A 22458-nucleotide genomic window follows, 5' to 3' on the forward strand; every position below is an offset into this window, starting at 1 on the left:
CTCTCCCATGAGGAGAGGGTGAGGGGCCCAGACAGCACCGGTCCCCTCTCCCCTCCCCACTCTGTGATAAACTTCGTGCAATTCCTTTTGATTGCACGAGTACCTCATGAAACGTGAACTTGCTATCGAGTTTTCCCGCGTCACCGAAGCGGCCGCCCTCGCAGGCTATAAATGGCTGGGGCGTGGCGACAAAAATACCGCGGACGGTGCTGCTGTCCATGCCATGCGCATTGTACTTAACCAGGTCAACATCGACGGCACTATCGTCATCGGCGAAGGCGAGATCGACGAAGCGCCAATGCTCTATATTGGTGAAAAAGTCGGTACCGGCAAAGGGGATGCGGTGGATATCGCCGTAGACCCGATTGAAGGCACCCGCATGACGGCGATGGGTCAGGCCAACGCGCTTGCGGTTCTGGCCGTGGGCGATAAAGGCTGCTTCCTTAACGCGCCGGATATGTACATGGAAAAGCTGATAGTCGGTCCTGGTGCGAAGGGCGCAATCGACCTCAGCCTGCCGCTGGAAGAGAACCTGCGCAACATCGCCAGAGCTTTGGGCAAACCCCTGAGTGAACTGACCGTGACGATTCTGGCAAAACCGCGCCACGACGCCACCATCGCGCAGATGCAAAAGCTCGGCGTGCGCGTGTTTGCCATTCCGGATGGCGATGTTGCCGCCTCAATTCTGACCTGCATGCCGGACAGCGAAGTAGACGTGCTGTACGGCATCGGCGGTGCGCCGGAGGGCGTGGTCTCGGCGGCGGTGATCCGCGCGCTGGACGGCGATATGCAGGCGCGCCTGCTGCCCCGCCATGAGGTGAAAGGCGACAGCGACGAGAACCGCCGTATTGGTGAAAACGAGCTGGCTCGCTGCGAAGCAATGGGTATCGAAGCCAATAAGGTTCTCGCGCTGAATGAAATGGCACGCAGCGACAACGTTGTTTTCTCCGCCACCGGCATCACCAAAGGTGACCTGCTGGACGGCATCACCCGCAAGGGCAATATGGCGACCACCGAAACGCTGCTGATCCGCGGTAAATCGCGCACTATTCGCCGCATTCAGTCCATCCACTATCTCGATCGTAAAGACCCGGACGTACAGACGCACATTCTGTAAAACCGTTTGATCGATAGAGCTTTCCGGCCCGAAGGGGCTGGAAATGTTTCCCACAAGTACGGAAGATAGAACAGAGAAACAGCACAGGAGAAGATCATGGCGGACTGGGTAACAGGTAAAGTCACAAAGATAGAGTTCTGGACCGATGCGCTATTTAGTCTCACCCTGCATGCTCCCGTTCACCCGTTTAAGGCCGGACAATTTGCGAAGCTGGGGCTGGATGTCGACGGCGAACGCGTGCAGCGCGCCTACTCTTACGTTAACGCGCCGGATAATCCGGATCTTGAGTTCTATCTGGTGACCGTCCCGGACGGTAAGCTCAGCCCGCGCCTTGCCGCCCTTAAGCCCGGTGACGATGTGCAAATTGTGAGTGAAGCAGCAGGTTTCTTTGTACTCGAAGAGATCCCTGATTGTGACACGCTCTGGATGCTGGCAACCGGCACGGCCATTGGCCCCTACCTCTCCATTCTGCAATATGGCAAAGACCTTGAGCGCTTTAAAAACATCGTGCTGGTGCATGCTGCGCGCTACGCCGCAGACCTGAGCTACTTGCCGCAGATGCAGGCGCTGGAACAGCGATATGGCGGGAAGCTGAAAATTCAGACCGTCGTCAGCCGCGAAACCGTAGCAGGTACGCTGACCGGTCGCGTGCCGGCGTTAATTGAGAGTGGTGTGCTGGAAAACGCAGTGGGTTTACCGATGACTGCAGACACCAGCCACGTCATGCTGTGTGGTAACCCGCAGATGGTTCGGGATACGCAACAGCTTCTGAAGGATACCCGGCAGATGACGAAACATCTTCGCCGCCGACCGGGTCATATGACTGCCGAACACTACTGGTGATCAGCGGTACTTCACCTCAAGGGTGTCTTTACCGTATTTATTTTCGCTCTGGGTGCCGATAAACGCGCCCAGATCGACAATCATCATCACGAAGATAACGGACGGCAGCAGTCTGCCCACCACCCAGGGAAGAATGGACGGCAGCATCCCCCAGTTCCCTGCGACCAGCATCCACGCCAGAATAATCAGAAAGGCCCACGCGCCGGAACGGCCACGATCGTGAAGACGTTTCACCACCACGGCCGCCGTTGGCCACAGCAAACAGACCAGCGCGAAAGCCGCCGTTTGCGTGCTCAACCAGGCATTGTACGCAACGAAAAACAGAAGCAGCATGGCGACAACCCACGTCACCATCCAGACCCAGAAATCACGGCGTCCGATACGCCCTTTGAATGAAAACAGCCACTGCTGTATGGTCATGTAAGGTTCCTTATTATCATTTAGTCCGCATTTTACCCTGGAGTTGTGACCTTTTGACAAGCCGGGCAGATATCGTTTTAATCATGAGCACTTACGGCCAGGGGCAATGTTGATGAAAAGTTCGGCACACACTCTCTTCCTGTGTATAGCGATGCTTGGCGCGGGTTTTCCGCTGCACGCCGCCGACACGTCGGCCCCTACCACGGCACCCTATTTGCTGGCAGGCGCGCCGTCGTTCGATCAATCCATCAGTCAGTTTCGTGAAACCTTCAATCAGACCAACCCTACGTTGCCGCTGGATGAGTTTCGCGCAATTGATAGCTCTCGTGATACCCCAACCCTGACCCGCGCGGCGAGCAAGATAAACGAAAACTTGTATGCCTCCACGGCGCTGGAGCGTGGGACGTTAAAAATCAAAAGCATGCAAATCACCTGGCTACCGATCCAGGGCCCAGAGCAGAAAGCGGCAAAAACGAAGGCGCAGGAGTACATGAGCGCGGTATTACAGGCGTTTACGCCCGCGCTGACGAAAAAGCAAAGCCAGCAAAAGCTGCAAAAGCTGCTGGCCGCGGGTAAAAACAAGCGGTACTACGCCACAACTGAAGGGGCAATTCGCTATGTGGTGGCGGATAACGGCGAAAAAGGACTGACCTTCGCAGTTGAACCGATTAAGCTGGCGCTATCTGACACCCTCGGCGGGGCGAATTAATGACAAAAAGCAAAGCCTTTCGAGGGAAAATCTCTATACTGATTCACAGACCATGCTGCCCGACAGGGCGGCCATATTCCTTAATTCGCTTATTTAGCGTGGAGAATTGAAATGCGACATCCTTTAGTGATGGGTAACTGGAAACTGAACGGCAGCCGCCACATGGTAAACGAACTGGTTGCGAACCTGCGTAAAGAGCTGGCTGGCGTAACGGGCTGCGCGGTTGCTATCGCTCCGCCGGATATGTACCTGGATCTGGCTAAACGCGCCGCTGACGGCAGCCACATCATTCTGGGTGCACAGAACGTTGACGTTAACCTGTCTGGCGCGTTCACCGGTGAAACTTCCGCTGAAATGCTGAAAGATATCGGCGCAAAATACATCATCATCGGCCACTCAGAGCGTCGCACCTACCACAAAGAATCCGACGAGTTCATCGCGAAGAAATTCGCTGTGCTGAAAGAGCAGGGTCTGATCCCGGTTCTGTGCATCGGTGAAACCGAAGCAGAAAACGAAGCGGGCAAAACCGAAGAAGTGTGCGCACGTCAGATCGACGCGGTTCTGAAAACGCAGGGCGCAGCAGCGTTCGAAGGTGCAGTCATTGCTTACGAGCCAGTCTGGGCGATCGGTACCGGCAAATCTGCAACGCCAGCGCAGGCTCAGGCCGTGCACAAATTCATCCGTGACCACATTGCTAAAGCCGACGCGAAAGTGGCTGAGCAAGTGATTATCCAGTACGGCGGTTCCGTAAACGCATCCAACGCTGCTGAGTTGTTCACCCAGCCAGACATCGATGGCGCGCTGGTTGGCGGTGCATCCCTGAAAGCTGACGCTTTCGCGGTGATCGTTAAAGCGGCAGAAGCGGCTAAACAGGCGTAATTGCCTTTGCGGCGGGTGGCGCTTCGCTAACCCGCCCTACGCTCTTCTCCTCCCTCTCCCTTCGGGAGAGGGTTGGGCGGACTACACTTTCCCCAGCAAGCTAAACCACAGATAATCCAGCGGCAGCAGCACCAGATACGTCGCAACGGCCAGCGCCAGACAGAGCATCATCCCCGCCTTTGCAGGCACCTTCCCTAGCCCCATCGCCACAACAATCGGCGACGCCTGATACGGCAGTAGCGGCGTGGAATAACCCAGTACCTGAATCATAATCACCGACAGCAGCGGGAAGTCGGTGGCATCTGAGAAGCTCTGTGCCAGGGTGGTATACAGCGCCGGAACGCCGTTGGCAGTCATAATGAAGTTGAGCGCGGTGGTGATACCGGTCAGCGCCAGGAAACTGGTGAACGGTTTGTCTGCGTCCAGCGGCATAATGCGGAGCAACGCTTCGCCCACCGCCGTACCGATACCGGTTTGCGTCACCACGATGGCCAGCCCAAGAATGCCTGCAACATAGAGACAGGTACGCATATTCACCCCCGCAGAAAACTCTTCCCCGGTGATAAAACCAACGCGCGGCAGCATAACGATGACGGACGCCGCCAGCCCAGTCCATGCCGGCCCAATACCATGCCAGCTCTCCGTGACCCACATCACCAGCACCACCGCCAGCAGCCAGGCGAGGCGCTTTTCATCCTGCCCCATGGGTTCAGATGGCGCCAGATCCTTCGGCGGTTTTGGGCTGCCGGGGAATAACCAGCAGATGAGGCCAATCAGGATCAGCCCTTTGAGAATGCCCAGCACTGGGGTGTGCAGCAGCAGATACGGAACATAGTTCAGGTGGATGCCGTACGAGCCTTCCGCCGCACCGCTCATCACCAGGTTAGGGACGTTAGCAGGCAGGATAGTTGCCGAGAGCTGAAAAGTGCCGAACCCCACGGCCAGCGCCAGACCAAACCAGGCGCGGGAACCGTTAGGGATACCGGCACGTTTCGCCATCGCCGCAACAATCGGCATCAGCAGCGCAATACGCCCCATATTCGACGGCATCACAAACGCCAACGCATAGCTCAGCAGCACCACACTCGCCACCATCAATATCCAGGAATCGGTAAGCTTTGCTGACAGCGCCCGGGCGGCCCTGTCAGCCAGACCGGTTTTACGGATCGCCACCCCCAGTACAAAACCGCTGAATACCAGCCAGAAAGCCGACGAGGCAAAGCCGCCGAAAATGACTTCCGGCGGGGCAATTCTGGCGGCCATCGCTGCCGTGAAAAACAGCAGCGCGGTGATAAATTCTGGCAATAGCGACGTCGCCCATAGCACGATGGTGACGCCAACAATCAACGAAGGCAGCAGCAGAGGATGAGATAACCAGAGCGACATACCTGTCTCCTGTAGATTTTTTCAGCAAGTCTACGGCGACAGGCAGGACGAGTAAACGCTATTTATGGTGGGGTCACTTCAGGATAGTGCATTGATGATCCTGCAATTCCTCAGCCGAGGCGCGGTTAAGCATGAGCAGGTTTCGCTCGGTCGCCAGCAAAACAAACGAACCATCCGACTGCTGCGCCATCGCCAGCGCAAAGCGCCCCATGTGGTCGCGCGCTTCGGGTAGCTCTTCCGCCAGCATCATAAACGGGCTGCGCTGGACCAGTTCATTCTCCGTTACCCGTCGGGCAAGATACTCGTGCCCCTCCAGCCCACCGGGCAGAGGTAGCCACTGGGTGCTAATGTCGCCCTGTGCCGCATTGAGTTTCTCACGTACGTCCGGGCGCAGACAGGAGATATGAATATGGAAATGGTTCTGCGTACGGCCAGTCGGCGAGTTAATCGTCAGTGAAATGGCGCTGTCAGGCACCTCAGATCCCCGCTTCAGGGTCATAAAGCTGCGCGACTGCCACGCCAGCCAGAAGAAATTTGGCGTGTGAGGCTCGGTCAGGAGCGGGCTTTCGGTTCCATTAATGCGGTATGTCGGCATCAGCAGATACTGCAACGGCCCGTTGCGGTCTTTAAATACGACATAGCCCGCATCAGGCTTCACCTGTGCGCAGGGTGCCGGGTTACGGTGTTGCAGTTGATTAGGCAGGCACTGGTCGAGAACGATATGACGCAACGCATTCGGATTACCCGCTTTTATCCAGTACACGCCGCCAGCGGCAAGGGCGATGATAATAAGGATCAATAAGATAATTTTTTTCACAACGCGTTCCCTGTTTTCGATAGAGGCGAAAGAGTAACGCAAAATGATGACCAAATAAAAAACCCGGTGGATTTCTCACACCGGGTCACCGTGCCGTTTGATAACGCTTAGCGCTGGCTAATCTGGTCGAAGGTGCCACCATTAGAGAAGTGCTCTTTCTGCGCTTTCGTCCAGCCGCCGAACACATCATCAATGGTGAAGAGCTTCAGTTTCGGAAATTCCCCTTCATATTTCTTCGCAACAGCCGCATCGCGTGGACGATAGAAGTTTTTCGCCGCAATTTCCTGGCCTTCAGGCGAGTAGAGATATTTCAGGTAGGCTTCCGCCACCGCTTTTGTCCCTTTCTTATCAACCACTTTGTCGACCACGGAAACAGTCGGCTCGGCAAGAATAGACTCGCCAGGGGTCACAATCTCGAACTTGTCTTTACCCAGCTCGTGGGTGGCCAGCAGGGCTTCGTTTTCCCATGCGATCAGCACGTCGCCGATACCGCGCTCGACGAAGGTGTTGGTGGCCCCACGCGCGCCGGAGTCCAGCACTTCGACGTTTTTGTACAGCGCTTTCACGAACTCCTGCGCTTTGGCCTGGTCACCGTTGTTGTGATGCAGCGCGTAACCCCAGGCCGCCAGGTAGTTCCAGCGAGCGCCGCCGGAGCTTTTCGGGTTTGGTGTAATCACTGACACGCCCGGTTTTACCAGGTCGTTCCAGTCTTTAATCTGTTTCGGGTTGCCTTTACGTACCAGGAAGACGATGGTCGAGGTGTATGGCGCAGAGTTATCCGGCAGGCGTTTGATCCAGTTTTTGTCGATACGGCCACGCTCGGCAATGGCGTCAACATCGTAGGCCAGCGCCAGCGTGACCACATCGGCTTCGATACCGTTGATGACGGAGGTCGCCTGTTTACCGGAGCCGCCGTGAGACTGGCGAACCACGACATTGTCGCCAGTTTCCTGTTTCCAGTGCGCCGCAAATGCTTTGTTGTACTGCTCGTACAGCTCACGCGTCGGGTCGTAAGACACGTTCAGTAACTGGATGTCCTTCGCCAGAACGCTGGCCGATGCCAGCAATAATGTTAAACCCACGCCCCATTTATTCATCGCCCGGCTCTCTTGTGTAGTGTTTTGATGAATGCAGCGTGCCAGAAAGCGATTCGATGATTAAAGAATAAAAAAAGATTGGCTATAACGTAGAGGAATAAAAAGAAGAATGTGAGCAGCCAGATGCCCTCACCCCAACCCTCTCCCACGGGAGAGGGAGCAAACATAAAAAACGGTAACCCAAGGGTTACCGTTTTGCATTTACCTTGCCACCGGGCAACAGAGCCGATCAGTACAGTTTTTTCGCGCAGTCCAGCCAGTCACCTTTGAACGGACGCTTCATGTTTTCAATCGCGTCGATGATGTCATGGTGAACCAGTTTTTCGTTCTGAATACCGACGCAACGGCCGCCGTGGCCCTGCAGCAGCAGCTCGATAGCGTATGCACCCATGCGGGACGCCAGAATACGGTCGTAAGGACCCGGAGAACCACCGCGCTGAATGTGGCCCAGAACCGTCGCGCGCGTTTCGCGTTTGGTTTCGGTTTCGATGTACTTCGCCAGCTCGTCAACGTCACAGATGTGCTCGGTGATAGCCACGATCGCGTGTTTTTTACCTTTCGCGATGCCGGCTTTGATTTCAGCGACCAGATCTTCACGGCTGAATTCCACTTCCGGAACCACCACGAACTCACAACCACCGGCAATCGCCGCGGCCAGGGTCAGGTCACCGCAGTAACGCCCCATCACTTCAACGATAGAGATACGCTGGTGAGAAGACGAGGTATCGCGCAGACGGTCGATCGCTTCAACAACGGTACCCAGTGCAGTAAAGAAGCCGATAGTGTAGTCAGTACCTTTGATGTCGTTGTCGATGGTGCCCGGCAGACCGATGCACGGGAAGCCCATTTCGGTCAGACGTTTTGCACCCATGTAAGAGCCGTCACCACCGATAACCACCAGCGCGTCCAGACCGCGTTTTTTCATGTTCTCGATAGCCACTTCACGGATGTGTTCGTCACGGAATTCCGGGAAGCGCGCAGACCCAAGGAAGGTACCGCCACGGTTAATCATGTCGGACACGCTGTAACGGTCGAGCTGAACCATACGATCTTCATACAGACCCAGGTAACCATCATAGATACCAAAAACTTCCAGACCTTCCGTCAGCGCTGCACGGACAACACCACGAATTGCCGCGTTCATGCCCGGCGCATCACCGCCGCTTGTCAACACACCGATTTTCTTAATCATGACTACCTCTGAACTTAGGAATGCAAAATTGAAATCTGTTGCCGGAAGAAACTTATCGACCAACGAATACTGCAAATAGTATATCAATCCCTTCCAGCTGAATTGATTCAGGTCAGACCAAATGGCGGTAATTTATACACAAAATGCTGGCCTGGCTCACTTTTTTACAACCAATTACGAAAGCCCCACGTGTCCGGGTACAACCGAGCAGGGATCCTGGTGAATAATGACGTCTGAACCAGGAAAACGCTGCAAAATTGCCTGCTCGACCTGCTCAGCAATCACGTGAGCCTGTACCAGTGGCAGGTTGTCTTCCATTTCAATATGAATCTGAATAAAGCGGGTCGGCCCTGACTGCCGCGTTCGAAGATCGTGTGCACCGCTGACGCCAGGCCAGGAGGTCACAAGAGAAAAAATTTCATTGCGTTCTGCGTCCGGAAGGGCTCGGTCAAGCAACGATTGCACCGCGTCATACCCCATCCGTAAGGCGCTATACAAAATATAGATGCCGATACCTAACGCAAATAGCGCATCGGCCCGGTGCCAGCCATACCAGGCCAGGCCCAGCGCAATAAGAATTGCCCCATTCATCATAACATCAGATTGATAATGAAGCATATCCGCCCGTACAGCCTGGCTTTGCGTTTTGCGAACCACCCAGCGCTGGAACGTTACCAGAACAAGTGTGCTTATAAGTGCAACGACCGTCACCACTACGCCCACGCCGGGATCGTTCATCGGTGTCGGCGAGACGAGATGCTGAATGCCGGTCAAAAACAGGAACAGTGCAGAACCGGAAATAAACATGCTTTGCGCCAGCGCGGCCAGCGACTCCGCTTTACCGTGCCCAAACGTGTGCTCTTCATCCGCGGGCTGCAGTGAATAGCGCACCACCAGCAGGTTGGTTAGCGAGGCGGCAATATCCATTAGCGAATCCACCAGCGCCGCCAGAATACTGACCGAACCGGTATACCACCAGGCAAAGATTTTAATCAGTAACAGGCCAGACGCCACAACGGTTGCCGCAATAGCGGCCCGGCTTACCAGCCTTCCATAGGATTGATTCATAAACGCTCCTGTCATGTCTTGCCGCTAGTATAACGGAAGCATAGGGGGACGGAGGATGAATAAACGGTTAACAAATCAGAATGCGGGGCAAAAAAAACCCCCACATCATGTGGGGGAAGACAGGGATGGTGTCTATGGCAAGGAAAACAGGGTTTACTGGTTACTACGGGTACTGCTATTGCTACTGAAAAGCGTCGCATCCAGGCTTCGCTGCATCCGTGCAACCTCACGCAACTGGTCCATTCGTTGCTGATGTCGGGTGTTCAAAACCGCTTGCTGCTCGGGCGTTAGCAGGTGGAACATCTGGTTACGGACCTTCGCCATCTCTACCTGGCGGGCAACCTGTTCCTCTGCCATTTTTTCGGCCTGAGCGCGTACAGCGCTTTCGTCAAAATTTTCTGCGGTGACAAGGCGGTGCATTGTCTCCATTTCGCTAACATTAACAGGGGGCTGGTCGTGTCGTGCCCTCTGCATCAGATCTCGCATCTGTTGACGCTGATGTTCGGTTAAACTTATGCCGTCAAACATATGGCTTTGGCTACTGAGCTGCGTTGCGCCCTCTGGTGAGGGACCGGTATCGCCGTTGATAGCTACAGCGGCCTGGCTAAACGCACTGAACGCCAGCGTTGAGGCCATGACGGCAGCGGTAACTTTGCGCATCACTTGCTCCCAAAATCTTTCGTGTCGCGATTCAACGAGAGACAGTCTACGATTCAGGCTGCAAACATGCGTCAGGGGGTGTAAAACAACGTAAAGTCATGGATTAGATAGCCTTGATGTCGTAATTTCTGCCTCGGAGGTATTTAAACAATGAATAAAATCCTGTTAGTTGATGATGACCGAGAGCTCACATCCCTTTTAAAGGAGTTGCTCGACATGGAAGGTTTCAACGTCCTGGTTGCCCATGATGGCGAGCAGGCGCTGAGTCTCCTTGACGACAGCATCGATTTACTTTTGCTCGACGTCATGATGCCGAAGAAAAACGGTATTGATACGCTGAAAGAGCTTCGCCAGACACACCAGACCCCCGTTATCATGCTGACCGCCCGCGGCAGCGAACTTGACCGCGTTCTCGGCCTTGAGCTGGGTGCGGATGACTATTTACCGAAACCGTTCAACGATCGTGAACTGGTGGCCCGTATTCGCGCTATCCTGCGCCGTTCCCACTGGAGCGAGCAGCAGCAGAATACCGACAACAGCTCACCCACGCTGGAAGTGGACTCCCTTAGCCTGAACCCAGGTCGTCAGGAAGCGAGCTTCGACGGTCAGACCCTGGAGTTGACCGGCACAGAGTTCACCCTGCTTTATCTGCTGGCGCAGCACCTCGGCCAGGTGGTATCGCGTGAACACCTGAGTCAGGAAGTGCTGGGCAAACGTCTTACCCCGTTTGACCGCGCCATCGACATGCACATCTCTAACCTGCGCCGCAAGCTGCCGGAGCGTAAAGACGGTCACCCATGGTTTAAAACCCTGCGTGGTCGCGGCTATCTGATGGTTTCCGCTTCATGATAGGCAGCTTAACCGCCCGCATCTTTGCCATCTTCTGGCTGACGCTGGCCCTGGTTTTAATGCTCGTGTTGATGTTGCCAAAACTCGACTCACGCCAGATGACGGAGCTTCTTGACAGCGAGCAACGTCAGGGCGTGATGATCGAGCAGCATGTTGAAGCGGAGCTGGCAAACGATCCGCCGAACGATTTGATGTGGTGGCGCAGGCTGTTTCGCGCTATCGACAAGTGGGCGCCGCCCGGGCAACGCCTTTTGCTGGTCACCAGCGAAGGCCGCGTCATTGGGGCCGATCGCAATGAAATGCAGATTATCCGTAACTTTATTGGCCAGGCGGATAATGCCGATCACCCACAGAAAAAGAAATATGGTCGGGTAGAGATGGTCGGTCCTTTCTCGGTACGGGATGGGGAAGACAATTACCAGCTCTATTTGATTCGCCCTGCGAGCAGTTCCCAGTCCGATTTCATCAACCTGCTGTTTGACCGTCCGCTCCTGCTGCTGATTGTTACCATGCTGGTCAGCTCGCCGCTGCTGTTATGGCTGGCGTGGAGTCTGGCAAAACCCGCACGTAAGCTGAAAAACGCCGCCGATGAAGTGGCGCAGGGTAACCTGCGACAACACCCTGAGCTGGAAGCGGGGCCACAGGAATTCCTTGCCGCCGGGACCAGTTTTAACCAGATGGTCAGCGCCCTCGATCGAATGATGACCTCACAGCAGCGTCTGCTATCGGACATCTCGCACGAGCTGCGCACCCCGCTTACACGTTTGCAGCTTGGCACCGCGCTGTTGCGCCGCCGCAGTGGGGAAAGTAAAGAGCTGGAACGTATTGAAACGGAAGCTCACCGCCTGGACAGCATGATCAATGACCTGCTGGTGATGTCACGCAACCAGCAGAAAAACGCTCTGGTCAGCGAAACGGTGAAAGCCAATCACCTGTGGCATGAGGTGCTGGACAACGCGGCGTTCGAAGCGGAACAGATGGGCAAATCGTTCACCGTTAACTTCCCGCCGGGTCCATGGCCGCTGTACGGCAACCCTAACACGCTGGAAAGCGCGCTGGAGAATATTGTGCGTAACGCTCTGCGCTACTCGCATACCAAGATTGAGGTGGCGTTCTCGGTGGATAAAGACGGGATCACCGTTATCGTGGATGACGACGGTCCAGGCGTCAGCCCTGAAGATCGGGAGCAGATTTTCCGTCCGTTCTACCGTACTGACGAAGCGCGCGACCGTGAATCCGTCGGTACAGGTTTGGGTCTGGCAATAGTTGAAACCGCCATGCAACAGCATCGCGGCTGGGTGAAAGCTGACGACAGCCCGCTGGGCGGGTTGCGGTTAACGCTGTGGCTGCCGTTGTATAAGCGTTCGTAACTGTATGTGCCGGGTGGCGGCTTCGCCTTACCCGGCCTACTTTCTGCGGAGCACTATTTTCTTTCCCCACAATCTCCGCGAATTATCTTCGATCTTGTTGCTTAACCGCCGCTTCTGCATCGTTCTGGTCCAGCTGGTCGATAACCCCGCCGCAGACAGCAATCGATGATATTGTTCATCATCAAACGGCATATGCCAGGCGATGGCGCAGGCGTCATACACCGACACGTCGCTCAGGCGCGAAGCCAGCTCAAGCGGCGCATCCGCTGAAACCTGCCCGGCCAGCACCACACGGTACAGCCAGCCGGTTTTACCCGCGCTTTGCAGCTGGGCCGACATATCCTGAATGCCGAAGTGGTAGTTGAGCTTGAAACACGGCGAGCGAGGCTGCGTCACCTGAATCAGGGCGTCGCCCCAGCGATAAATATCGCCGATAAACACGTTCTTTTCCGTCAGCCCTTCCGTCGAGAGATTCTCACCAAATGCAGGCGCGACGAAGAGGTCCGCCTGGTCAGGAAATTCGGTTTTCCAGTGCTGATAGTGCTCGCGAGGATAGTGACACAGCGCGCGATCCGGCCCGCCGTGGATTTTCTTTTCGGCCTGCTCATCGCCTGCCAGCCCAAGGTCGGTTAAGGTCAGTTCACCGTCAACCTGCACTTTCGCGATGGCGCTCGGGCGGCTGCCGTCGTACTCCCTTACCTTGCCTGTAAACACATTCACCGGGTAATGCATCGCTGCCTCCATTACGCAGATACAAAAAAGCGAGTCATCAGACTCGCTTCTCACAGGCGTCAATGCAACCTTATTTTTTAGCGGCGAAACGCGCTGCTGCTTCGTCCCAGTTCACCACATCCCAGAACGCTTTGATGTAGTCAGGGCGACGGTTCTGGAACTTCAGGTAGTAAGCGTGTTCCCACACGTCCAGACCCAGGATCGGGAAGCCGGATGCGCCAGAGATCGCTTCACCCATCAGCGGGGAGTCCTGGTTAGCAGTGGAAACCACCGCCAGTTTGTCACCTTTCAGAACCAGCCACGCCCAGCCAGAGCCGAAACGGGTTGCAGCGGCTTTTTCGAATTCCGCTTTGAAGTTGTCAACGGAGCCGAAGTCGCGCTCGATAGCCGCTTTCAGGTCGCCCTGCAGGGTGGTACCGGTTTTCAGGCCTTTCCAGAACAGGCTGTGGTTAGCGTGGCCGCCTGCGTTGTTACGCAGAACGGTTTTCTTGTCCGCTGGCAGCTGGTCCAGTTTAGTGATCAGTTCTTCAGCAGACAGGTTAGCGAACTCTGGCAGGCTTTCCAGCGCAGCATTCGCGTTGTTCACATAGGTCTGGTGGTGTTTAGTGTGATGGATTTCCATCGTCTGCTTGTCGAAATGCGGTTCCAGTGCGTCGTAGGCATACGGCAGGGATGGCAGTGTATAACTCATAATCCTCTCCATTATTGTCGGGCGGCACAGCTGTTAATGCCGCGTAAGCAGTTGGTTCATTATAGTTAATTAAATGATATTGAAAATGATTATCAATGCCGTAGTTTTTGTAAGGTCATTCCTTTTCTGATGAAGCGTGAAAATGTGAATCTGCTCACCCGCTTAACGCGTTGATTGCCATTTAAAACCAAAGTGCGGCAGCCTCCCGAAGGTGGTCGTTCTGCTTAATTTTTACACTCATCGGGTCGGTGGGATGCCATTGACCGATAAAAACGATGAGGACGTAAACATGAATCATGCGATTACGATGGGTATTTTCTGGCATTTGATAGGTGCGGCCAGTGCAGCCTGCTTCTATGCTCCGTTTAAAAAAGTCAGGCAGTGGTCATGGGAAACCATGTGGTCGGTTGGCGGTGTGGTCTCCTGGATCCTGCTTCCCTGGGCCATCAGCGCCATGCTACTCCCGGATTTCTGGGGCTACTTCTCCTCTTTTAACGCCTCCACTCTGCTGCCGGTGTTTCTGTTTGGTGCCATGTGGGGCATCGGCAATATTAACTACGGCCTCACCATGCGCTATCTCGGCATGTCGATGGGGATCGGCATCGCGATTGGCATCACGCTGATTGTCGGCACTCTGATGACGCCCATCCTCAACGGTAACCTCGACGTGTTACTGAATACCGAAGGCGGCAGAATGACGCTGCTGGGCGTGCTGGTAGCGGTTATTGGCGTCGGAATAGTGACCCGCGCGGGCCAGTTGAAAGAGCGCAAGATGGGCATAAAAGCCGAGGACTTTAACCTGAAAAAGGGTCTGCTGCTGGCGGTAATGTGCGGCATCTTCTCCGCCGGAATGTCGTTTGCCATGAACGCCGCCAAACCGATGCACGAGGCGGCAGCCGCGCTGGGCGTCGACCCGCTGTACGTGGCGCTGCCCAGCTACGTGGTGATCATGGGCGGCGGTGCACTGGTTAACCTCGGCTATTGCGTAATTCGTCTGGCAAAAGTTGAGAGTTTGTCGCTAAAAGCCGACTTCTCACTGGCAAAACGGGTCATCATCACCAACGTACTGCTTTCGGCGCTCGGCGGACTGATGTGGTACCTGCAGTTCTTTTTCTACGCCTGGGGACATGCCAGCATCCCGGCACAATATGACTATATGAGCTGGATGCTGCACATGAGCTTCTACGTGCTGTGCGGCGGACTGGTGGGTCTCATCCTGAGAGAGTGGAACAATGCCGGACGCCGACCGGTGGGCGTTCTGAGCCTGGGCTGCGTGGTGATTATCATTGCGGCCAACATTGTCGGCCTCGGTATGGCGAACTGATTACGCCGCCCTGCGACTGTGATGACGCCATTGCACCGGCGTCATCCCTACCTCGCGATTAAAAACCACCGAAAAGTAGTTACTGTCCTCAAAGCCACAGCGCATTGCCACGTCACTGACCATGAACTCTGTATGCTGGAGCAAATACTGGGCGTGGCAAATGCGCAGCTGGCGCAAATAGTGATTGACCGTCATGCCCGTCTGGGTACGGAACTGCTGACGCAGGGCACGTTCGCTGCACTGCTCCTGCTCGCAGAACTTTTCCAGTACAAAGCTTTTATTCAGGCTGGCCGCCAGCGTGGCAATCAGTTTATCGAGCAGGGTCTCCTGCTGCGTGGCGGAGGGGTTATCCGTCTCGTAGCGATGCCGTTTAAGCATCATCACCAGCTGTGCGAAGAGGATCTCCGCCATCGGGTTAGCCAGCGGATCGGTTTTATAGCTCTCCTGTTCAAGGAGGGAAATGGCCTGACGGATGGCAGTCATGCCGCTGCTGCTTAAACGCCAGTGTGGCGAGCCTTTCGCGCCGTTGAAGCCGGGAATGCATGCTGCCCAGTCAACGTTAAGGCTGAGCCGATCGGGGCAGTAGATAACGTTCTGTAAAACCAGGTCATTCACCGAGGCGTAGGCGTGTTTATCTTCGGCACGAATGTAAAACAGATCCCCCCGGGTAATGCGGTAAGGCCGATCGTTGAGAATGTGCAGACCGTTGCCGCGCCACACCAGCACCAGCTCATAAAATTCGTGCGTGTGTTCAGCAAAGACGTTTTGCGGATAGCGATCCGCCACCGCAACAGCTTGTTCAGCGGAGGCAAAAAAGTCATCTTTGCGAAGAATTAACGGTGCGGCCACATCACCACCTCAACGGCGAAAACCTGACATTATTACCCGCTTTACGGCAGCAAAACGTTGACTGGGCTCGCGTTACTGTAGTGAGGTGTCCCTCCCCTGGCGAATATCACGCGGAGACCAGCTGAACTCCCGACGAAACAGCGTCGAAAAGTGGTTACTGTCGCCGAAACCGCAGCGATAAGCGATATCCGTGACGCTTTCATCACTGTGGCGCAGCAGGTGGCGCGCTTTTATCAGCCGCAGTCGGTTAAGGTAACGCTGGGGCGTCTGCCCGGTTCGCTGCTTAAGCTGGCGGTGCAGGGTGCGCAGGGAGAGTGAAAAATGACTCGCCAGCATTTCCCAGCAGATATCCTCGGCAAAATGTTCCTCCAGCCAGGCCATCAGCTGGTTCAGGCGGGCTTCGCTGCTCTCCCCCTCCACCGGGTTACTGCGGCGCAACGCCACCAGCAGCTGCATAAACAACATCTCGCGCGTGGCGAGCGCATGCATCTCCTGTCCGTCCTGACTCTGCTCCATCTGGAGCAAAATCTGGCGAACCTGCTGCAGCGTGGCCTGATTCACGCGCCAGTGCGACGGATAATGTCCTTCCTTCTCCTGCGGCAGTAGCTGATGAAGCCCTGCGAGAAACTGGAATGCGTCCGGGGATCGATAGAGCACGTTCGTCAGGCACAGGTTGTCGGTATGCTCATACAGATGCCGATCGTGGTCGCGCACAAAGCAGACTGTGCCGCCGCTGATGGTGTAGGGCTGACCGTTAAAGACATGGATGCCCGTGCCATGCTCAACAATCACGATTTCATGAAAATCATGATGATGCTCCGGGAAAGCCGCCTGCGGCAGCCGCGGCTCTATCGCCACAGGCGAGCCACCCGCCGGAAAAAAGTCCACGCTGTGCAGTACGGTCATAACGCCCCCCACCAATGAGAAATGTTCTCAAAATAGTAAATAAGGCCTCTCACCCTCACCTTAAATTTTCGACAGCAAACGCCGCAAAACCTGCCTGTTTTTCAAGAATAAGCGGGAAAGATCCGGAATTGCGGTCAACGTCACAGTGGCTGAACGGCGCGCCTTCGCGGAAAAGTGTGAACCCCCTCACGTTCATCTTTGCTTTCTTGCCAGCACGGGTTGCGGACTGTCAGTGGCGAGAAGGTGGTCTTTTCGCCCCTTTTTTACACTCAGCGCTAATGATTTCAAGAAGGATCCGACCATGACCTTTCGCCATTGTGTCGCTGTGGATTTAGGCGCATCCAGCGGCCGTGTAATGCTCGCCACCTGGGACTGCGACCAGCACACCCTTTCCCTTCGCGAGATGCATCATTTTGCGAACTGCCTGCAAAAACAGGACGGCTTTGATACCTGGAACATTGATGAACTTGAGACGGAGATCCGTACCGGGCTCAAAAAAGTCTGCGATAGCGGGATCCTCATCGACAGCATCGGCATAGATACCTGGGGCGTCGATTATGTCTTGCTGGACAGCAGCGGCGCTCGCGTTGGCCTGCCCGTCTCCTACCGCGACAGCCGCACGGATGGCCTGATGGCGCACGCCATCGCCCGGCTCGGTAAGGATGATATCTACGGGCGCAGCGGCATACAGTTTCTGCCGTTTAACACGCTGTATCAGCTGCGCGCGCTGGTCGAGCAGCAGCCAGGGCTGGCAGCAGACGTTGCCCATGTGCTGCTGATCCCGGACTACTTGAGCTATCGCCTGACCGGCAACATGAACTGGGAATATACCAACGCCACCACCACCCAGCTGGTCAACATCAACTCGGATAACTGGGATGAGCACCTGCTGGCCTGGACGGGCGCATCCCCGGCGTGGTTCGGTACGCCGACCCATCCCGGCAACGTCATCGGCCAGTGGGTGTGCCCGCAGGGGAATGCGATCCCGGTCGTTGCCGTGGCGAGCCACGATACCGCCAGCGCGGTTATTGCCTCGCCGCTTTGCGGTAAAGATGCCGCCTATCTCTCTTCCGGCACCTGGTCGCTGATGGGCTTTGAAAGCAAAACGCCTTACGTCAGCGAGGAGGCAATGGCCGCAAATATCACCAACGAAGGCGGGGCCGAAGGGCGCTATCGGGTGTTAAAGAACATTATGGGGTTGTGGCTGCTCCAGCGGGTGCTTAAGGAGCAGAAAATTACCGATCTGCCCGGGCTTATCGCCGACACCGAAAAGCGCAAAGCCTGTACGTTCCTGATTCATCCCAATGACGATCGCTTTATCAATCCGGCGCACATGAGCACCGAGATCCAGGCCGCCTGCCGCGAGGCCGGACAGCCTGTACCATCAAGCCCGACCGAACTGGCGCGCTGTATTTTTGACAGCCTTGCCCTGCTTTATGCGGATGTGCTGAGCGAGCTGGCCAGCCTTCGCGGCAGACCGTTCGACACGCTGCATATTGTTGGCGGCGGTTGCCAGAACGCGCTGTTAAACCAGCTTTGTGCCGATGCCTGCGGCATCACCGTGGTGGCGGGCCCGGTCGAGGCCTCCACGCTCGGCAATATCGGCATTCAGCTGATGACCCTTGACGAACTGGCCAGCGTGGACGATTTCCGCTCGGTAGTCACCGCCAGCGGCAGCCTGACCACGTTCCTTCCCGATCCCTGCCATGAAATTGCCCGCTACCGGGCGCAGTTTCAGCAAAACCGACTGACTAAGGAGCTTTGCGCATGACCACTCAACTTGAACAAGCCTGGAACCTGGCTAAACAGCGTTTCGCCGCCGTCGGCGTGGATGTCGAAGCGGCACTGCGTCAGCTCGACCGTCTGCCGGTCTCCATGCATTGCTGGCAGGGCGATGACGTCGCCGGCTTCGAAAACCCAGGCGGTTCCCTGACGGGGGGTATTCAGGCAACCGGTAACTATCCCGGGAAAGCGCGCAACGCGACCGAACTGCGCGCCGATCTGACGCTGGCGCTCAGCCTGATACCCGGTCCGAAGCGCCTGAACCTGCACGCGATTTATCTGGAATCCGACGAGCCGGTCGCGCGTAATGAAATCCAGCCGAAACACTTTAAAAACTGGGTGGCGTGGGCAAAAGCCAACGGTCTGGGCCTGGACTTCAACCCGTCCTGCTTCTCGCACCCGCTCAGCGCTGACGGCTTTACCCTCGCCCATGCCAGTCACGAGATCCGTCAGTTCTGGATCGACCACGTGAAGGCCTGCCGCCGCGTTTCAGCCTGGTTTGGTGAACAGCTTGGCACCCCGTCGGTGATGAATATCTGGATCCCGGACGGCATGAAGGACGTCACCATTGACCGCCTCGCCCCGCGCCAGCGCCTGCTGGCTGCACTGGATGAAGCCATTAGCGAGAAGCTTAACCCGGCGCACCATATTGATGCCGTGGAGAGCAAGCTGTTCGGCATTGGCGCGGAGAGTTATACCGTCGGCTCGAACGAGTTCTATATGGGTTACGCCACCAGCCGCCAGACTGCCCTGTGTCTGGATGCCGGACACTTCCACCCGACGGAGGTCATCTCCGACAAAATCTCTGCCGCCATGCTCTACGTGCCGCGCCTGCTGCTGCACGTCAGCCGTCCGGTGCGCTGGGACAGCGACCATGTGGTGTTGCTGGATGACGAAACGCAGGCCATTGCCAGCGAGATCGTTCGCCACGACCTGTTCGACCGCGTCCATATTGGCCTCGACTTCTTTGACGCCTCCATCAACCGCATCGCGGCGTGGGTTATCGGCACCCGCAACATGAAGAAAGCGCTGCTTCGTGCCCTGCTGGAGCCCACTGAAGCACTGAAACAGCTGGAGCAGGAAGGTGACTACACGGCCCGCCTGGCGCTGCTGGAAGAGCAGAAATCGCTGCCGTGGCAGGCCGTGTGGGAAATGTACTGTCAGCGCAACGACGTACCAACAGGCAGTCAGTGGCTGGAGAACGTGCGGGCGTATGAGAAAGACGTGTTGAGCACACGCGGGTGATTCAACCCTCCCCGCAGTATAAGTAGGCCGGGTAAGCATAGCGCCACTCGGCATTTTCAAAGGAACCACAGTATGCAGACCATCACCCATTCCTGGTTCGTCCAGGGCATGATTAAAGCCACCTCTGACGCCTGGTTGAAAGGGTGGGATGAGCGTAACGGCGGCAACCTGACGCTGCGCCTGGACGATGCCGACATCGAGCCGTACGCCGCTGATTTCCATCAAAAACCGCGCTATATCGCCCTGAGCCAGCCGATGCCGCTGCTCGCTAACACGCCGTTTATCGTCACCGGATCCGGCAAGTTCTTTCGCAACGTCCAGCTCGACCCGCAGGCCAGTCTCGGCGTCGTGAGGGTGGACAGCGACGGCGCGGGCTACCACATTCTTTGGGGGCTCACGGACGAGGCAGTGCCCACCTCTGAACTGCCAGCGCACTTCCTCTCGCACTGCCAGCGCATCAAGGCGACCCACGGTAAAGACCGCGTCATCATGCACTGCCACGCCACCAATCTGATTGCCCTGACCTACGTGGTGGAAAACAACGCCGATCTCATCACCCGCAAGCTGTGGGAAGGCAGCACCGAGTGCCTGGTGGTCTTCCCGGACGGCGTCGGCATTCTGCCGTGGATGGTGCCCGGTACCGACGAGATCGGCCAGGCAACCGCCAAAGAGATGCAAAAGCATTCTCTGGTGCTGTGGCCGTTCCACGGCGTTTTCGGCAGCGGCCCGACGCTGGATGAAACTTTCGGCCTGATCGATACCGCTGAAAAATCAGCTGAAGTGCTGGTGAAGGTCTATTCCATGGGCGGTATGAAGCAGACCATTACCCGGGAAGAGCTGATTGCACTCGGTAAACGCTTTGGCGTTACGCCGATGCAGTCGGCACTGGATTTGTACCCATAGCCGTCCGCGAAAGCGACTGGAGGCATGATGATCCGCAAAGCGTTTGTGATGCAGGTAAACCCGGACGCGCACGAGGAGTATGCGCGTCGCCATAACCCCATATGGCCCGAGCTTGAAGCGGTGCTGAAAGACCACGGCGCGCACCGCTACGCCATTTATCTCGACAAAGCACGCAACCTGCTGTTTGCGACCGTGGAGATTGAATCGGAGGAGCGCTGGCGCGCGGTAGCGAATACCGACGTTTGCCAGCGCTGGTGGGAGCATATGGGCGACGTTATGCCGTCAAACCCGGATAACAGCCCGGTGAGTACCGAGCTTACCGAAGTGTTTTACCTGGACTGATGTGTTAACGCTGCTGCCCCCGAGGCGGCAGCAATCTCCTGCCTGCTGCTCAACGTAAACGCCGACACCACCGTAATTGCCAGCACGAAACAGCCCAGCATCAAATACGTCTCCTGGAAACCGATCCGGTCATACATATTTCCGGCAAAGGCAGAAAGGAAAATCGCCGCCGACTGTTTGGCAAACTGGAAGCCGATCAGATAGATAGTCGCCGACAGTCGGGTATCAAACACCCCGGTGATGTACTTAAAGGCGCCCACCAGCAGGAACGGGACTTCCAGCGCGTGCAGCATCTTCAGGGCAATCACCTCCACGGCGGTGGTAGCGAACGACGAGCCGATAATACGCGTCGCCATTATCACCCCGGCGATCAGCAGCGTATTTTTCGCGCCGATACGGTTAATGATCCACGGCGAGCAGAACATGATGATGGCGTTACAGATTTCCCCCGCCGTGGTGGCAAAGCCAAAGGCGCGAGTGCCTTCCTGCGGCGTGGCGAAGAAGGTTTTAAAGAAGGTGGCAAACTGCTGATCGAAAACGTCATACACGCAGGCAACGCCAATCACGTACAGAATGAACATCCACATTCTGCGCTGGCGGAACAGCTTAAAGACGGTTCTGGCAGTGATCTGCGGCTGGTTGGCTCCCAGGGCGTTCATCACCTGCGCCGTCTGGTTGGGCTTCGGCTTCGCGACCACCAGCAGCAGCATCAACAGCAATGCGGCCCCTGATCCCATCCAGAATACATACGACGGATCGATGCCGAACAGGATGCCGCCCGTAGACGCGCATAGCCCCCAGCCGAGACAGCCGAACATGCGCGCCTTGCCGTATTCGAAGAAACTGTTGCGGCTCACGCGTTCGATGTAGGCCTCGATTGCGCCCGATCCCGCCGAGAAGACAAAACCGATATATAACCCGCCGCTCAACGCCCCCAGCCAGATACTGGTTTTCAGCAGGGGCGCGAAGACGTACAGGAAGAACGGTGCGAACAGGAATAACAGCACCGAGATTATCCACAGCAGGTGTTTTTTCAGCCCCAGCTTGTCCGAAATCACCCCCAGCACCGGCTGGAACGCAATGGCCGACAGCGAGATGCAGGAGAAAACAATCCCGGTATGGGTTTTATTCAGGCCGATGATATCCGACAGCCAGATCGGCAGGAACGGAAAGCAGGTGGCCATGATGAAGAAGTAGAGAAAGAAGAACAGCCCGAAGATCCAGAAATTGGGGTTGTCTTTGTGGGTACAGGTTGTTGTATTCATTATTTTTATCCT

The 22458-nt window shown here is 56.2% G+C and carries 23 protein-coding genes; 11 read left to right on the plus strand and 12 right to left on the minus strand.

The window, feature by feature from the left end; all coding sequences use genetic code 11:
* Positions 1 to 106: 106 nt before the first annotated feature.
* Complete coding sequence (gene glpX, locus ACOTY9_RS20505; protein ID WP_023331601.1) at positions 107 to 1117, plus strand: class II fructose-bisphosphatase; 1011 nt, start codon at positions 107 to 109, stop codon at positions 1115 to 1117.
* 96 nt (positions 1118 to 1213) lie between these two features.
* A complete protein-coding gene (fpr, locus tag ACOTY9_RS20510) occupies positions 1214 to 1960 on the plus strand; it encodes a ferredoxin--NADP(+) reductase (RefSeq protein ID WP_014885708.1) in 747 nt (248 codons plus the stop codon).
* On the opposite strand, the gene ACOTY9_RS20515 is transcribed toward fpr, so the two are convergent.
* Complete coding sequence (locus tag ACOTY9_RS20515) at positions 1961 to 2380, minus strand: DUF805 domain-containing protein (protein ID WP_023331602.1); 420 nt, start codon at positions 2378 to 2380, stop codon at positions 1961 to 1963.
* A gap of 112 nt (positions 2381 to 2492) precedes the next feature.
* Here ACOTY9_RS20515 and ACOTY9_RS20520 point away from each other — a divergent pair, with 112 nt between their 5' ends.
* Both ACOTY9_RS20520 and tpiA read left to right on the plus strand, forming a co-directional pair.
* Entirely contained in the window at positions 2493 to 3089 is a 597-nt protein-coding gene (locus ACOTY9_RS20520) for a DUF1454 family protein (RefSeq protein WP_014885710.1), read from the plus strand.
* A gap of 111 nt (positions 3090 to 3200) precedes the next feature.
* Complete coding sequence (gene tpiA, locus ACOTY9_RS20525) at positions 3201 to 3968, plus strand: triose-phosphate isomerase (protein ID WP_003862019.1); 768 nt, start codon at positions 3201 to 3203, stop codon at positions 3966 to 3968.
* Between the two features lie 81 nt (positions 3969 to 4049).
* Here the strand turns inward: tpiA and ACOTY9_RS20530 are convergent, their stop codons facing one another.
* From ACOTY9_RS20530 to cpxP, 6 genes are all read right to left on the minus strand, one after another.
* A complete protein-coding gene (locus tag ACOTY9_RS20530) occupies positions 4050 to 5354 on the minus strand; it encodes an SLC13 family permease (RefSeq protein ID WP_348566090.1) in 1305 nt (434 codons plus the stop codon).
* A gap of 73 nt (positions 5355 to 5427) precedes the next feature.
* On the minus strand, positions 5428 to 6171 hold the full coding sequence (locus ACOTY9_RS20535) for a CDP-diacylglycerol diphosphatase (RefSeq protein WP_014885712.1): 744 nt from the start codon (positions 6169 to 6171) through the stop codon (positions 5428 to 5430).
* Between the two features lie 107 nt (positions 6172 to 6278).
* Positions 6279 to 7268, minus strand: a complete 990-nt coding sequence (locus ACOTY9_RS20540; protein ID WP_348566089.1) for a sulfate ABC transporter substrate-binding protein — start codon at positions 7266 to 7268, stop codon at positions 6279 to 6281.
* 229 nt (positions 7269 to 7497) lie between these two features.
* The gene (pfkA, locus tag ACOTY9_RS20545) at positions 7498 to 8460 is read right to left on the minus strand and encodes a 6-phosphofructokinase (protein ID WP_045268704.1); all 963 of its coding nucleotides are present in this window, start codon (positions 8458 to 8460) and stop codon (positions 7498 to 7500) included.
* A gap of 174 nt (positions 8461 to 8634) precedes the next feature.
* Entirely contained in the window at positions 8635 to 9528 is an 894-nt protein-coding gene (fieF, locus tag ACOTY9_RS20550) for a CDF family cation-efflux transporter FieF (RefSeq protein ID WP_014885715.1), read from the minus strand.
* 153 nt (positions 9529 to 9681) lie between these two features.
* Entirely contained in the window at positions 9682 to 10188 is a 507-nt protein-coding gene (gene cpxP / locus ACOTY9_RS20555) for a cell-envelope stress modulator CpxP (protein ID WP_047027628.1), read from the minus strand.
* 150 nt (positions 10189 to 10338) lie between these two features.
* Here cpxP and cpxR point away from each other — a divergent pair, with 150 nt between their 5' ends.
* Positions 10339 to 11037, plus strand: a complete 699-nt coding sequence (gene cpxR, locus ACOTY9_RS20560; RefSeq protein WP_006179159.1) for an envelope stress response regulator transcription factor CpxR — start codon at positions 10339 to 10341, stop codon at positions 11035 to 11037.
* Complete coding sequence (cpxA, locus tag ACOTY9_RS20565) at positions 11034 to 12407, plus strand: envelope stress sensor histidine kinase CpxA (RefSeq protein WP_421637396.1); 1374 nt, start codon at positions 11034 to 11036, stop codon at positions 12405 to 12407. Before cpxR ends, cpxA begins: the two co-directional genes overlap by 4 nt.
* 36 nt (positions 12408 to 12443) lie before the next feature.
* Here cpxA and yiiM read toward each other — a convergent pair whose 3' ends face one another.
* Positions 12444 to 13139 carry a 6-hydroxyaminopurine reductase gene (gene yiiM / locus ACOTY9_RS20570; protein ID WP_421637397.1) on the minus strand — a complete coding sequence of 232 codons (696 nt, stop codon included), beginning with the start codon at positions 13137 to 13139 and terminating at the stop codon, positions 12444 to 12446.
* 70 nt (positions 13140 to 13209) lie between these two features.
* The gene (sodA, locus tag ACOTY9_RS20575; protein WP_004203668.1) at positions 13210 to 13830 is read right to left on the minus strand and encodes a superoxide dismutase [Mn]; all 621 of its coding nucleotides are present in this window, start codon (positions 13828 to 13830) and stop codon (positions 13210 to 13212) included.
* A gap of 289 nt (positions 13831 to 14119) precedes the next feature.
* On the opposite strand from sodA, the gene rhaT reads away from it, so the two are divergent.
* Entirely contained in the window at positions 14120 to 15154 is a 1035-nt protein-coding gene (rhaT, locus tag ACOTY9_RS20580) for an L-rhamnose/proton symporter RhaT (RefSeq protein WP_014885719.1), read from the plus strand.
* On the opposite strand, the gene rhaR is transcribed toward rhaT, so the two are convergent.
* Both rhaR and rhaS read right to left on the minus strand, forming a co-directional pair.
* Positions 15155 to 16003: an HTH-type transcriptional activator RhaR gene (gene rhaR, locus ACOTY9_RS20585; RefSeq protein WP_023336471.1), complete on the minus strand. Its 849-nt coding sequence runs from the start codon at positions 16001 to 16003 to the stop codon at positions 15155 to 15157.
* A gap of 72 nt (positions 16004 to 16075) precedes the next feature.
* The gene (gene rhaS, locus ACOTY9_RS20590; protein ID WP_032635176.1) at positions 16076 to 16909 is read right to left on the minus strand and encodes an HTH-type transcriptional activator RhaS; all 834 of its coding nucleotides are present in this window, start codon (positions 16907 to 16909) and stop codon (positions 16076 to 16078) included.
* 301 nt (positions 16910 to 17210) lie between these two features.
* Here rhaS and rhaB point away from each other — a divergent pair, with 301 nt between their 5' ends.
* The 4 genes from rhaB (at position 17211) to rhaM (ending at position 21181) form a co-directional block, all read left to right on the plus strand.
* Positions 17211 to 18680: a rhamnulokinase gene (gene rhaB, locus ACOTY9_RS20595; protein ID WP_348566086.1), complete on the plus strand. Its 1470-nt coding sequence runs from the start codon at positions 17211 to 17213 to the stop codon at positions 18678 to 18680.
* Positions 18677 to 19936: an L-rhamnose isomerase gene (gene rhaA / locus ACOTY9_RS20600; protein WP_063614521.1), complete on the plus strand. Its 1260-nt coding sequence runs from the start codon at positions 18677 to 18679 to the stop codon at positions 19934 to 19936. Before rhaB ends, rhaA begins: the two co-directional genes overlap by 4 nt.
* 72 nt (positions 19937 to 20008) lie before the next feature.
* Complete coding sequence (rhaD, locus tag ACOTY9_RS20605) at positions 20009 to 20839, plus strand: rhamnulose-1-phosphate aldolase (RefSeq protein ID WP_179121279.1); 831 nt, start codon at positions 20009 to 20011, stop codon at positions 20837 to 20839.
* 27 nt (positions 20840 to 20866) lie between these two features.
* A complete protein-coding gene (gene rhaM / locus ACOTY9_RS20610; RefSeq protein ID WP_045134867.1) occupies positions 20867 to 21181 on the plus strand; it encodes an L-rhamnose mutarotase in 315 nt (104 codons plus the stop codon).
* On the opposite strand, the gene ACOTY9_RS20615 is transcribed toward rhaM, so the two are convergent.
* A complete protein-coding gene (locus ACOTY9_RS20615) occupies positions 21169 to 22446 on the minus strand; it encodes an MFS transporter (RefSeq protein ID WP_014885727.1) in 1278 nt (425 codons plus the stop codon). The genes rhaM and ACOTY9_RS20615 overlap by 13 nt on opposite strands.
* Positions 22447 to 22458: the final 12 nt, after the last annotated feature.

The organism is Enterobacter cloacae complex sp. SHL012 (assembly GCF_049237505.1).
GTDB lineage: Bacteria > Pseudomonadota > Gammaproteobacteria > Enterobacterales > Enterobacteriaceae > Enterobacter > Enterobacter kobei.